Source organism: Knoellia locipacati, assembly GCF_007992835.1.
GTDB lineage: Bacteria > Actinomycetota > Actinomycetes > Actinomycetales > Dermatophilaceae > Knoellia > Knoellia locipacati.
The window spans coordinates 49,552-62,452 of the sequence record NZ_BKBA01000001.1; the positions used below are offsets into that span (position 1 = coordinate 49,552).

The following is a 12,901-nucleotide window of genomic DNA, read 5'->3' on the forward strand; positions in this document are numbered from 1 at the left end:
GACACTCTACGAACTCGCCGGGGCGAACACGACGTGGCTCCGTGCTGTGTCCTTGCTCTCGTCGAGCATCGCGACGAGGGCACCGTCCGGGCCGAACGCCGCGACCGGGTCCACGCGACCGGGCTGCGCCGACGCGAGGCGCTGGCCGTAGCCGAGGGTGCGCGCCTCGTCGGCGGTGAGCTCGCGTGCCGCGAAGCCCGCGCGGGCGGCGTCGGCCAGCGGGATCACCGGCATCGGCTCCCCCTGACGGGCCTCGAGGTCGGCCAGCGGGTGTGCCGTGTCGAGGCCGAAGCCGCCGACCCGGGTCCGGCGGAGCGCGGTGAGGTGGCCGGCAGAGCCGACGGCACTGCCGAGGTCGCGCGCCAGGGCACGCACGTAGGTGCCCGAGGACACCGTGACCGTGACGTCGAGGTCGAGGACGTCGACACCCTCGACGACGAGGCGGCGCAGGTCGTGGACGACGAACCGGGACACCGTCACCGGACGCGCGGGCAGGTCGACCGACTCCCCCGCGCGGGCCCGGTGGTAGGACCGCTCGCCCTTGACCTTGATGGCGCTCACCGAGCTGGGCACCTGCTCGATGTCACCGGTGAGCGTCGCGACGGCGGCGTGCACGGCATCGTCCGTGACATCCGTCGCGCCGGGAGCGCTCGTGACCTCACCCTCGGCGTCGTCGGAGAGCGTGCCCTGGCCGACCCGGATCGTCGCGCCGTAGTCCTTGTCGCACCCCACGAGGAAGGTCAGCAGCTTGGTGGCGCGCCCGACCCCAAGCACGAGCACGCCGGTCGCCATCGGGTCGAGGGTGCCCGCGTGCCCGACCTTGCGGGTGTTGCACAGACGCCGCGCCCGGGCGACCACGTCGTGGCTCGTCCAGTCCTGCGGCTTGTCGACGACGAGGAGTCCGTCGACGGTCGCACTCACGCGCGGTCGGTGTCGTCGGTGTCGTCGGTGGCGTCGTCGGCGCGCTCGGCCGTCGTCGCACCGGCAGCGGCGTCGTCGGTGGCCGGGGGCGCCTCGGGGGCGGCCTCGTCGTCCTCGTCCTCGTCCTCGTCGTCGTCGTGACGGTAGGGGTCGGCGTCGCCGGCGTAGGAGGCGCCCGTCGCGGCGGCGGCGACCTGCGCGTCACGCTCGCGGGCCTCGGCGAGGAGGACCTCGAGGTGGGCCGCGGTCTCGGGGATCGCGTCGGCGATGAACTCGAGCGACGGCGTGAGCCGGATCCCGAGGTTGCGGCCGACGTGGCTGCGGAGCTTGCCCTTGTTGGTGGCGAGCAGGTAGGCCGTCTTCGCGCGCTGGTCCTCGTCGCCGAAGACGGTGTAGAAGACCGACGCGTGCTGGAGGTCGTTGGTCACCCGCACGTCGGTGACCGTCACGAAGCCCAGGTCGGGGTCCTTGACGATCGGGTCCAGCCCTGCGGCGATGAGGGTCTTGATGCGGTCGGCGACCTTGCGGGCGCGTGCGGCGTCAGCCACGACAACTCCTTCTCGGATGACAAGTGGTGCCCGCACACACTATGCGCCGGCGGGGGCCCCGGTGTCAGCGCCCGGTGGTCGGGCCCTGCGAGGGGGTGAGGTGGTCCCCGGAACGGGAGCGGCCGGCATACCGGACGTCGGTATGCCGGCCGCTCACCTTCGGCGAGATGCCCCGCGGACTCAGGCCCGCGGCTTCGCCCACGCTGCGCGTGGGACCCGTCGCATCACGCGCGAGGCTTCTCGCGCATCTCGTAGGTGCTGATGAGGTCGCCGAGCTGAAGGTCGTTGTAGGACCCCAGGTTGATGCCGCACTCGAAGCCCTCACGGACCTCGGTGACGTCATCCTTGAACCGGCGCAGGCCGGCGATCTCGACGTTCTCGGAGACGACGACACCCTCACGCGTGATGCGTGCCTTGGTGCCGCGCTTGATCTCGCCGCTGCGGACGATCGAGCCGGCGATGTTGCCGAACTTGCTCGAGCGGAAGATCTCGCGGATCTCGGCGGTGCCGAGCTCGACCTCTTCGTACTCGGGCTTGAGCATGCCCTTGAGCGACTGCTCGATCTCCTCGATGGCCTGGTAGATCACCGAGTAGTAGCGGATCTCGACGCCCTCGCGCTCGGCGTAGTCAGCGTTCTGGCCCTCGGCCCGGACGTTGAAGCCGATGATGATCGCGTTGGACGCGACCGCGAGGTTGATGTTGTTCATCGTGATCGCACCGACGCCGCGGTCGATGATGCGCAGGTCCACGTCGTCGCCGACGTCGATCTGGAGCAGCGCGTCCTCGAGGGCTTCGACGGAACCCGACACGTCACCCTTGAGGATGAGGTTGAGGGTGTCGACCTTGCCCTGCGCGATGGCCTCGTTGAGGTCCTCGAGCGAGATGCGCTTGCGCGACTTGGCCAGGCTGGCCTGGCGGTCGGCGGACTCGCGACGCTCCGCGATCTGGCGTGCGGTGCGGTCGTCCGGTGCGACGACGAACGTGTCGCCGGCGCGCGGGACGGACGAGAGACCGAGCACCTGGACCGGACGCGACGGGGTCGCCTCGCTGACGTTCTCGCCGTGCTCGTCGAGCATGGCGCGGACGCGGCCGTAGGAGCTGCCGGTGACGATGGCGTCGCCGACGTGGAGCGTTCCGGACTGGATGAGCACCGTCGCGGTCGCGCCACGACCCTTGTCGAGGTTGGCCTCGATCGCGACACCACGGGCGTCACGGTCGGGGTTGGCCCGCAGGTCGAGCGCGGCGTCGGCGGTGAGCAGCACGGCCTCGAGCAGGGAGTCGATGTTCTGACCCTGCTTCGCGGACACGTCGACGAACATCGTCTCGCCGCCGTACTCCTCGGCGACGAGGTTGTACTCGGTGAGCTGCTGACGGATCTTGGACGGGTTGGCGCCCTCGACGTCGATCTTGTTGACCGCGACGACGATCGGGACGTCCGCCGCCTGGGCGTGGTTGAGCGCCTCGATGGTCTGCGGCATGACGCCGTCGTCGGCGGCGACGACGAGGATCGCGATGTCGGTCACCTTGGCACCACGGGCACGCATGGCGGTGAACGCCTCGTGACCCGGGGTGTCGATGAAGGTGATCGGACGGTCGACGCCCTCGTGCTCCTTGTGGATCTGGTAGGCACCGATGTGCTGGGTGATGCCACCGGACTCACCACCAGCGACGTTCTCGTTGCGGATCGCGTCGAGGAGGCGGGTCTTGCCGTGGTCGACGTGACCCATGACGGTGACGACCGGCGGGCGGGCCGCGAGGTCGTCCTCGTCCTCGGCGTCGACACCGATCTCGAGGTTGATGTCGAAGGCGTCGAACAGCTCCTTCTCCTCCTCCTCGGGCGAGACCATGCGGATGTCGTAGCCGAGCTCGGCACCGAGCAGGCGGAAGGTGTCCTCGTCGAGGCTCTGGGTCGCGGTCGCCATCTCACCGAGGTGGAACATGACCGTGACGAGCGAGCCCGGGTTGGCGTTGATCTTGTCGGCGAAGTCCGTGAGGGACGCACCCTGACGCACCTGGATGACGGTGGAACCGTCACCACGGGGCACGTTCACGCCACCGATCGACGGCGCCTGCATCTCCTCGAACTCGGCGCGCTTCGCACGCTTGGACTTGCGGGCGCGACCGGGTCGGCCACCACCGCGGCCGAAGGCACCGGCGGTCGAGCCGCGACCGGCTCCACCGCGGAAGCCACCGCCACCGGGACGACCGGCGAAGCCGCCGCCACCGGGGCCACCGCCGCCGGGACGACCGGGTCCACCGGCGCCGGGACGGCCACCACGGCCACCGGCACCACCGGGACGCTCGCCCGGACGGGCGACCGCGCTCGAGCTCGGCATCATGCCGGGGCTCGGGCGGGCACCACCGGGACGCGGGCCGGCAGCACCGGCCGCGGCACCCCCGGGACGGGGAGCGCTGCGCGGACGCGGCATGCCCTGGCTGGACGCGAACGGGTTGTTGCCGGGACGGGCGGCGCCGCCACCCTCACGACCGGCCTCGCGGCCACCCTCACGACCGGCGTCACGACCGCCGTCGCGGCCCTGGCGCATGCCCTGGCTCGGGGCGAACGGGTTGTTGCCGGGGCGGGGGCTGCCCGCACCGGGGCGCGGGGCGCCGGGGCGTGCGCCACCGGACTCGGGTGCGGACGGTGCCGTCTTGGCTGCGGGAGCAGCCGGTGTGGGAGCCGACGGGGTCGCCTTGGCGGCCGGGGCAGGTGCTGCCGGGGCCGGTGCCGACGGAGCCGGGGCTGCGGGGGCCGGAGCCGCCTTGGCCGCGGGAGCCGGGGCTGCGGGGGCCTCGGCGGCGGGTGCCGCCGGAGCTGCCGGTGCGGCGGGCGCAGCCGGAGCCTTGGGGCCGGGGGTCGCCGGGGCGGCGGGTGCCGCTGCCGCGGGGCCACCGGGCTTGGCGGGGGCCTTGGCGGCCGGCTTGGCCGCCTCGGCGGGGGCCGCCTTCTCGACGGGGAACTTTTCCTGGTACCGGCGCACGACCGGTGCCTCGACGGTGGATGACGCCGACTTGACGTACTCACCCATGTCGTTGAGGCGCTCGAGGAGGACCTTGCTGGTCACTCCGACTTCCTTGGCGAGTGCGCTGACGCGAACCTTGGCCACGTTTCTCCTTCATCTGGTCCGTGACCTGACGAAGGTGCAGGCGCGGACCGCTAGTACTGGGGGGAGCTCATTACTGAGTGCTCATCGGGTGCTCATCAGCGTCAAACCCGCTTTCGGTTCCCTGGTTGCTTACGGATGTCTGCTCGTGTGCGGCGATCTGCTCCGCCACGGCGCTGGTGTCCAGGGGCGCGCTGACTCGCAGCGCACGCCCGAACGCCCGTCGTCGGACGGCGAGGTCGAAACATTCTCCGGTGGGGTGCAGCCATGCGCCACGCCCCGGGAGACATCGTCGGAGGTCGGGAACCAGGTCCCCGTGGCCTCCGGCGACCACTCGCAGGAGTGCCGACCGGCTATCCGTCACACGGCATCCCACACAGGTGCGCAACGGCTCCGTCAGTGACGATGTATGCCGTGTGCCCGCCTTGGCGTGCGATGTCCGAGTCCGGAGTCCAGCCCGGTCGGTCCCACCCATGTTAGCGCCTAGCGGGGGTCCGGCGCGTCACCGGACGCCTCGGAAGCCGCTGCGGACCCCTCGCGCGGCGGCGTGGAGCCCGGGTTGTCGGACCGGATGTCGATGCGCCAGCCGGTGAGCTTGGCGGCGAGGCGGGCGTTCTGCCCCTCCCGGCCGATGGCGAGCGAGAGCTGGTAGTCGGGGACGACGACCCGGGCGGCCCGCAGCGTGCGGTCCACGATCTCGACCGACTGCACGCGCGACGGGCTGAGGGCGGCGGCGATGAACGTCGCCGGGTCCTCGCTGAAGTCGACGATGTCGATCTTCTCGCCGTGCAGCTCGGCCATGACGGCGCGCACGCGCGCCCCCATCGGGCCGATGCACGCGCCCTTGGCGTTGAGCCCGGCCACCTTGGTGTGGACGGCGATCTTGGTGCGGTGCCCGGCCTCGCGGGCCAGGGCGGCGATCTCGACGCTGCCGTCGGCGATCTCGGGGACCTCGAGGGCGAAGAGCTTGCGCACGAGGTTGGGGTGCGTGCGCGAGAGCCCGATCTGGGGGCCGCGCATGCCGCGCTTGACGCTCACGACGTAGGTCCGCAGGCGCTGGCCGTGGACGTACTTCTCGCCCGGCACCTGCTCGGCCAGCGGCAGGATCCCCTCGACGGTGCCGAAGTCGACCGTGACGTGCCGCGGGTCCGGGCTCTGCTGGATGATGCCGGCGACGATGTCGCCCTCGCGGCCCTTGAAGTCGCCCATGATCGCGTCGTCCTCGATGTCGCGGAGGCGCTGGACGATGACCTGGCGCGCGGTCGCGGCGGCGACCCGGCCGAAGTCGCCGGGGGTGTCGTCGAACTCGGGGCCGTACTCGCGGCGGGTGCGCGGGCGGGCCGGCTCCTCGCTGCTTGCGTCTGCGCTTCCGGTGGCTAGAGCAGCCGAATCCGCAGACGCTGCGTTGGAGTCGCCGTCGGGGGCGGCGTCGGGGGCGCCCTCACCCTCTGCGTCTGCGCTTTCGGTCGCTAGAGCAGCCGAATCCGCAGACGCTGGGGCGGGGGCGTCGGTGGGGCCCGTGGTGGGCTCGTCCTCGACCGGAACCTCGAACTCCTCGCGGGCCCAGATCGTCACGTGACCGGTCTTGCGGTCGAGCTCGGCGCGTGCGCTGCGGTAGGCGCCGTCGGTCCGCTGGTAGGCCAGCAGGAGGGCCTGCTCGATGGCGGGGATGAGCACGTCGAGCGAGATGTCGCGCTCGCGCTCGACACCCCTGAGGACGGCGAGGTCGATGTCCATGGTCAGTTCTCCTTGTCGCCCGACGCGTCGGCGTCGTCGTGGTGGCCGGCGGCAGCCGAGGGGGTCTCGTCCTTGCGCGCGAACTCGACCTGCACCTCGGCACGGTCGAGGACGGCATACGGGAAGGTCTCGTCGCGACCGGGCGTCTTCTTGAGCGCCGGGATCGCGAGGGTGAGGTCGTCGGCACCGGCCCGGATGATCCGGCCGGTGACGGGGGCGCCGTCGCGCACGTCGAGCGTGACGAGCCGACCGACGTTGCGCTGGAAGTGGCGCGCAGTGGTGAGCGGGCGCGAGACCCCGGGTGAGGTGACCTCGAGGGTGTAGGGCTGCTCGCCCAGCACGTCGGAGTCGTCGAGCACCTCGCTCACGGCGCGGGTGGTGCCGGCGATCTCGTCGAGGGAGAGGGAGTCGACCGTCTCGGTGACGTCCCCGTCGGTCTCGAGCGCGCGGTCGACGACGACGCGCACGACGCGGCGCCGACCCGCGGGGGTGACGACGACTTCCTCGAGGACGACTCCTGAGCCCTCCAACGCGCTGGCGAGCAGCTCGTGCACTGCGGTGTCCCGGGTCATCGGTCTCCCTCTCTGTAGTTCTCGGACCGCGTCCTGCTGCTGCGGCGTCGCCCACTCTAGCCGTGAGCGGTGGGTGCCCTCCACGCGTGCGAGGATGCCCGCATGCGTGAGGTGACACCGTCGGCCGCGGCTCCGACCCGGCGCCTCGTCACCGTGGGGGCCCTGGGTGCGGTCGTGGTGGCCCTCGCCGGGTGCGGCATCCGGCTCGAGGACGATGCGCCCCGCGTGCCCCTCGTCCCGACCCGCGAACCGATCGCGGCCGAGGACGCCCTCGTGCGCCTGCTCGGCGCGGTGCAGGCTGCCTCCGTCGCGTCCTTCGTGACGACCGACCGGCTCGCCCCGCTCCTGCCTCCCCTGCACGCCCGTCAGGCGACGGTGCTCCACGACGCACTGCGCCAGCGCGGCGTCCCGGAGTCCGCCCTGCCGACCGCCACGCCGTCACCGACGGCGTCCGCCGCACCGGCGGGCACACCCGCGACCGCGACCCCCGGTGGCACATCCGCACCGAGCGCGTCGGCAGGGGCGGCGCTCCCCCGGCGCACGGTCACCGAGGTGGAGTCGGCGGTGCTCGCCGCGAGCACCGGCCTGCAGGACGCCGAGCCCGAGCTGCGCCCCGTGCTCGTCGCCCTGCTCGGCCAGGCCGAGGCCGCGGTCCTGCTCTCCGGGGGCGCCGGTGGGGCAGCGACACCGACGCCGTCGCCGACCGCTCCGCCGACCCCGTCACCCTCTGCGTCTGCGTCCGTGGCGACGGCGTGGTCCTCCCCCTCGGCGCTCGCCCCCCTCATCACGGCCGTCCGGCGCGCGACGTTCCTCCTCGAGGTGGCGGCGGCCCGGTCCCCCAGGGCGATCCGGACCGCGTGGCTGCGCGACATCACCGCCCTCCAGGCGCTCACCGCCGACCTCGTCACCGCGGCCGGCGACGCCGCGCCCCTGCCCGACCTGGCCCAGACCCTGCCGCGCCCCGTGACCACGCCGGCCGAGGCCGCGACCCTCGCGACCGAGGCGATGTCGACGCTGCTCGCCGCGACCGGCGGCTCGCTGCGCACCCTCACCGACGCCGACCCCGAGGCTGCACTCGCGGCCGCGCCCGGCTGGGTCGGGACCGTGGCGGCCGCGGCGCACCGGCACGGCACCCGGCTCACGGCCTTCCCGGGACTCGCGTGACCGAGGCGCCGGGGCCGGACCCGCTCGACCCGCGTGCACCCTCGGAGTGGCTCACCTGGATGAGCCGGCTCCCGGCCGAGGGCGGGCCCACCGGTGCCGACTGGGTCGCCACGGTCGACCGGCTCACCCGCGAGTGCCTCGACGCGTGGGACCTCGAGGTCACCGGCCCGCCGATGACCGGCTGGACCGCCGTCGTGCACCCGGTCGTGCGCCGTGACGGGACCGGAGTACCGCTCGTCCTCAAGGTCGGCTGGCCCCACGTCGAGTCGGCGCAGGAGCACCTGGCCCTGCGCGCGTGGGACGGGCACGGCGCCGTGCGCCTCGTCGCGGCCGACCCGTCCCGCGGCGCCCTGCTCCTCGAGCGGCTCGACGCGGGCCACGACCTCGACGCGGTCGACATCGACGAGGCGTGCACCGTGGTGGGCGGTCTCTACCGCGAGCTCCACGTGCCGGCGCCACCGACGATCCGGACGCTCACGGCATACCTCGATCCGTACCTCACCCAGCTGAGGCAGCGCACGGACCTGCCCCGACGGGTCATCACCCGGGTGACCGGACTGGCGCGCGAGCTGCTCGCCGAGCCCGGCCCCCGGGTGCTCCTCCACACCGACCTGCACTTCCAGAACGTCCTCGCCGCCGAGCGCGCGCCGTGGCTGGCGATCGACCCCAAGCCGCTCGCCGGACCCGCGGCCTACGAGCTGCACCCGTTGCTGCGCAACAGGATCGAGGAGATGGGTACAGGTTCGTCACTGCGCTGGTCGGTCCGCCGACGTCTCGAGGTGACGTGCGACGCCGCCGGTCTCGACGAGGAGCTCGGTCGGCTGTGGTGCATGGTGCGCTGCGGCGTCGAGATCCTCTGGGCCGCGGTCGACGGCGACGACGCGGAGCTGTCCAAGAACCTCACCCTCCTCAAGGCGCTCGAGGACTGAGCCCCGCCCTCGGGCGTCCGGCGTGGGTCGGTCGCTCGGTCAGCTGCGCCAGCCGTACTCGACCTCGGGACGCCCGGCCCCGGCGTAGCGCGACCGGCGGGTGGCCACACCGCTCTCGTGCAGGTGCTCGAGGAAGCGCCGGGCGGTGACCCGGCTGACGCCGAGCTCGGCGGCGAGCTCGCTGGCCGACATCGCCTGTGAGGCACGCAGTGCCGCCACGACGCGCCCCATGAGCTCCTCGGACATGCCCTTGGGCAGGTTGGCGGCGCGGGCCGGACGCGCGGCCGCGAACACGGCGTCGACCTCGGCCTGGCTGCCGACCTCCGCCGTCGCGCGGTGCGTCTCGCGGTAGTCGAGGTAGGCCCTCAGCCGGTCACGCAGCGTGGCGAAGGCGAAGGGCTTGAGGACGTACTGGACGACACCGAGCGAGACGGCCGACCGCATGATGTCGAGGTCGCGGGCCGAGCTCACCGCGATGACGTCGGCCCCGTGACCGGCGGCCCGCATGGCCCGGACGACGTCGAGCCCGTGCCGGTCGGGGAGGTTCATGTCGAGCAGCACGACGTCGATGGCATCGGCCTGCAACGCCCTGAGCGCCTCCTGACCGGTCGTCGCGACGGCCGCGACGACGAACCCCGGCACCCTCCCCACATAGGTGGCGTGCGCCTCGGCGGCGACCGGCTCGTCCTCGACGACGAGGACCCGCAGCGGCTCAGCCATCGCTGGTCCCCGACCGAACCGCCAGCGGGAGGCTGACGACGAAGCGGGCCCCGGGCGGTCCCGTGACCTCGAGCGAGCCGCCGAGCCGGTCGATCGTCTGGGCCACGAGCGCGAGCCCGATGCCGCGACGACCCGCCCGCCCCTCGCCCTTGGTGCTGAAGCCCCGACGGAAGACCGAGTCCACGGTGTCCTCGGGCAGCCCGGGTCCCGAGTCGGCGACCTCGAGCACGAGGGCCCCGCCGCCCTCGTCGACCCGGGCGTCCACGTCGACCCGCCGCTCGGTGCCGGGCCCACCGGTGGTCACGGCGTCGAAGGCGTTGTCGATGAGGTTGCCGACGATGGTGACGACGTCCCGCACCGGGACGGCACCGGTCGGCCACTGGGCTCCAGGTGCGATCCGCAGGTCGATGCCCTGCTCGCTGGCCTGGGCGCTCTTGCCGACGAGCAGGGCCGCGAGCGCCGGCTCCGCATCGGCGGCCACGACGTCGTCGGTGAGCTGCTGCGTGACCGCCAGCTCGTCCGTGGCGAACTCGAGGGCGCGGTCGACGTGGCCGAGCTCGATGAGCGAGACGATCGTGTGGATCCGGTTGGCCGACTCGTGGGCCTGCGAGCGCAGCGCCTCGGTGACACCGCGGGCCGAGTCGAGCTCGCCGGTGAGGTGCTCGAGGTCGGTGCGGTCGCGCAGGGTCGCCACGGTCCCGAGACGGCGGCCCTCCCACATCGCGGGGGCGGTGCCGAGGACGAGGACCCGTGCCTCGGTGACGTGCAGCTCGTCCTCGCGCCGCTCACCGTCGGAGAGGGCTGCGGTGAGCCCGGCGCTGAGGCCGAGCTCGTGCAGGGGCCGACCGCTCGACCCCTCGGGCAGGCCGAGGAGCCGGACCGCCTCGTCGTTGGCGAGCTGGAGGCGACCGTCCTGGTCGACGAGCAGGAGTCCCTCAGTGACGGCGTGGAGGACGGCGTCGTAGTACTCGTACATCTCGCGCAGCTGCTCCTCACCCAGGCCCAGCGTCTGGCGTCGGGTGCGGCGGGACACCAGCCCGGTGCCGAGACCGGAGAGGAGCGCGGCCGCTGCCCCCGCGACGAGCAGGCCCGGGAGCTGTTCACTGACCGCCCTCGACAGCGCGGTGCGTCGGATCCCCACGGAGACGAGCCCGACGACGTCACCCGCGTCCGCCCGCACCGGCACGACGACGCGGCGCGAGGGCCCGAGGGTGCCCGTGTAGTCCTCGACGACCACTCCCCCGCGGACGGCGGCCCGGATGTGCCCGAGGAACGTCTGGCCGACCTGCGCCGGGTCGGGGTGCGAGTAGCGAACCCCCTGCGGCGTCATGACGACGACGAAGTCGGTCCCGGTACTGCGCCGCACGTCCTCCGCATAGTCCTGGACCGCGGCGTTCGGGGTCGCGGAGACCAAGGCGTCGATGACCGACGGGGTCGAGGCGACCGTGCGCGCCACCGACATCGCCCGGCTCGTGGCCTCCTGGGTCTGGGCGCGCCGGGCCTGGACGTAGGCCGCGACGAGCCCGACGGAGACCACGAGGAGGGCCACCCCGACCTGGAGCACGAAGGTCTGCGTCGCGACGCTCCACCGCGTCGGTGACCGTCGCGCGCTCACGGGGCCACCCGGCATACCTGCGCGGTGCACCGGCGGGGCACGGCGCCAGCACGGGCGGAGAACTCAATGAACACAATCGTGACCCTAGCCACCGGATGGGTCCAGAATCGGGGTCGCCCAGACCCGGGACCACCGGGCCGCAACCTCTGGAGACTCCCGTGACCGACACCGTCGTCGATCGGCCCGTACGCCGGGACCGCACCCACTGGCTCTACATCGCCGTCATCATCGCCATGGTCCTCGGCATCGCCGTGGGCATCATCGCGCCGGAGTTCGGCGTCAAGCTCAAGTGGCTCGGCACCGCCTTCGTCAACCTCATCAAGATGATGATCAGCCCGATCATCTTCTGCACGATCGTGCTGGGCATCGGCTCGGTCCGCAAGGCCGCCCAGGTCGGCAAGGTCGGCGGGCTCGCGCTCGGCTACTTCCTCACGATGTCGACCGTGGCGCTGGCCATCGGCCTCCTCGTCGGCAACATCGTCAAGCCCGGAGCGGGCCTCAACCTCACCGATGAGCTCGCCTCGAGCGGCCAGAAGGCGGTCGGCGAGGAGCACACCTCGACCGTCGACTTCATCCTCTCGCTCATCCCGGACACCCTCGTCTCGGCGCTCACCGCCGGATCCGTGCTCCAGGCCCTGCTCGTCGCGCTCCTCGTCGGCTTCGCGCTGCAGAAGATGGGCCGTGCCGGCGAGCCGATCCTCGGCGGCATCCGTCACCTCGAGCGGCTCGTCTTCCGTCTCATGGCGATGATCATGTATGCCGCACCCATCGGTGCGTTCGGAGCCATGGCTGCCGTCGTGGGCGCCACCGGCTGGGAGGCGCTCAAGTCCCTCGCGCTCATCATGGTCGCCTTCTACGTGACGTGCTTCCTCTTCGTCTTCGTCGTCCTCGGCTCGATCCTCAAGGCCGTCACCGGCGTCAACGTCTTCTCGCTGCTCAAGTACCTGTCGCGCGAGTTCCTGCTCATCCTGTCGACGTCGTCCTCCGAGTCGGCCCTGCCCCGCCTCATCGCCAAGATGGAGCACGCCGGCGTCTCGCGTCCGGTCGTGGGCATCACCGTGCCGACGGGCTACTCGTTCAACCTCGACGGGACCGCGATCTACCTGACCATGGCCTCGCTGTTCATCGCCGAGGCCCTCGACAAGCCCTTCTCGATCAGCCAGCAGCTCTCGCTGCTCGTCTTCATGATCATCGCGTCGAAGGGTGCTGCCGGTGTCACGGGCGCCGGCCTGGCCACGCTCGCCGGAGGCCTGCAGTCGCACCGTCCCGACCTCGTCGACGGCGTCGGCTTCATCGTCGGCATCGACCGCATGATGAGCGAGGCACGCGCCCTGACGAACTTCGCGGGCAACTCGATCGCGACCGTCCTCATCGGCCACTGGGTCGGCGAGCTCGACCGGCCCAAGCTCGACCGGGTGCTCGCCGGCGAGGACCCCTTCGACGAGTCGTCGATGCTCGACGACCACGACGACGAGCCCGACCTCGTCGGCGACCCGCAGTCGCAGACCGTCGGTCACTGACCGACTCCGCACCACCGGCCGGGGCCGGCGTCAGCACCTGACGCCGGCCCCGGCTGTGCTGTGGCTCGTGA

The 12,901-nt window shown here is 72.5% G+C and carries 11 protein-coding genes; 3 read left to right on the forward strand and 8 right to left on the reverse strand.

Annotated elements, in window-relative coordinates:
- Positions 1-6 precede the first annotated feature (6 nt).
- The 6 genes from truB to rimP form a co-directional block, all read right to left on the reverse strand.
- Positions 7-921 (reverse strand): tRNA pseudouridine(55) synthase TruB, encoded by a 915-nt coding sequence (truB, locus tag KLO01_RS00240; RefSeq protein ID WP_147061537.1) that lies wholly within the window; start codon positions 919-921, stop codon positions 7-9.
- Positions 918-1,469, reverse strand: a complete 552-nt coding sequence (gene rbfA, locus KLO01_RS00245) for a 30S ribosome-binding factor RbfA (RefSeq protein WP_147061538.1) — start codon at positions 1,467-1,469, stop codon at positions 918-920. Before rbfA ends, truB begins: the two co-directional genes overlap by 4 nt.
- A 224-nt stretch (positions 1,470-1,693) precedes the next feature.
- On the reverse strand, positions 1,694-4,576 hold the full coding sequence (gene infB, locus KLO01_RS00250; protein ID WP_147061539.1) for a translation initiation factor IF-2: 2,883 nt from the start codon (positions 4,574-4,576) through the stop codon (positions 1,694-1,696).
- Between the two features lie 70 nt (positions 4,577-4,646).
- Positions 4,647-5,048 carry a YlxR family protein gene (locus KLO01_RS00255; RefSeq protein ID WP_147061540.1) on the reverse strand — a complete coding sequence of 134 codons (402 nt, stop codon included), beginning with the start codon at positions 5,046-5,048 and terminating at the stop codon, positions 4,647-4,649.
- A gap of 8 nt (positions 5,049-5,056) precedes the next feature.
- A complete protein-coding gene (gene nusA, locus KLO01_RS00260) occupies positions 5,057-6,310 on the reverse strand; it encodes a transcription termination factor NusA (RefSeq protein WP_147061542.1) in 1,254 nt (417 codons plus the stop codon).
- A gap of 2 nt (positions 6,311-6,312) precedes the next feature.
- Positions 6,313-6,882 (reverse strand): ribosome maturation factor RimP, encoded by a 570-nt coding sequence (gene rimP, locus KLO01_RS00265; RefSeq protein WP_147061543.1) that lies wholly within the window; start codon positions 6,880-6,882, stop codon positions 6,313-6,315.
- Positions 6,883-6,984: 102 nt separating this feature from the next.
- On the opposite strand from rimP, the gene KLO01_RS00270 reads away from it, so the two are divergent.
- Both KLO01_RS00270 and KLO01_RS00275 read left to right on the forward strand, forming a co-directional pair.
- A complete protein-coding gene (locus KLO01_RS00270; protein ID WP_147061545.1) occupies positions 6,985-8,046 on the forward strand; it encodes a hypothetical protein in 1,062 nt (353 codons plus the stop codon).
- Positions 8,043-8,975: an aminoglycoside phosphotransferase family protein gene (locus KLO01_RS00275; protein ID WP_147061547.1), complete on the forward strand. Its 933-nt coding sequence runs from the start codon at positions 8,043-8,045 to the stop codon at positions 8,973-8,975. The genes KLO01_RS00270 and KLO01_RS00275 overlap by 4 nt, the downstream gene beginning before the upstream one ends.
- A 39-nt stretch (positions 8,976-9,014) precedes the next feature.
- On the opposite strand, the gene KLO01_RS00280 is transcribed toward KLO01_RS00275, so the two are convergent.
- Both KLO01_RS00280 and KLO01_RS00285 read right to left on the reverse strand, forming a co-directional pair.
- Entirely contained in the window at positions 9,015-9,695 is a 681-nt protein-coding gene (locus tag KLO01_RS00280) for a response regulator (protein WP_147061548.1), read from the reverse strand.
- Positions 9,688-11,310 carry a sensor histidine kinase gene (locus KLO01_RS00285; protein ID WP_246135975.1) on the reverse strand — a complete coding sequence of 541 codons (1,623 nt, stop codon included), beginning with the start codon at positions 11,308-11,310 and terminating at the stop codon, positions 9,688-9,690. The genes KLO01_RS00280 and KLO01_RS00285 overlap by 8 nt, the downstream gene beginning before the upstream one ends.
- 158 nt (positions 11,311-11,468) lie before the next feature.
- Between KLO01_RS00285 and KLO01_RS00290 the strand changes: the two genes are divergently transcribed.
- A complete protein-coding gene (locus KLO01_RS00290) occupies positions 11,469-12,830 on the forward strand; it encodes a cation:dicarboxylate symporter family transporter (protein WP_147061551.1) in 1,362 nt (453 codons plus the stop codon).
- The last annotated feature ends 71 nt before the right edge of the window (positions 12,831-12,901 follow it).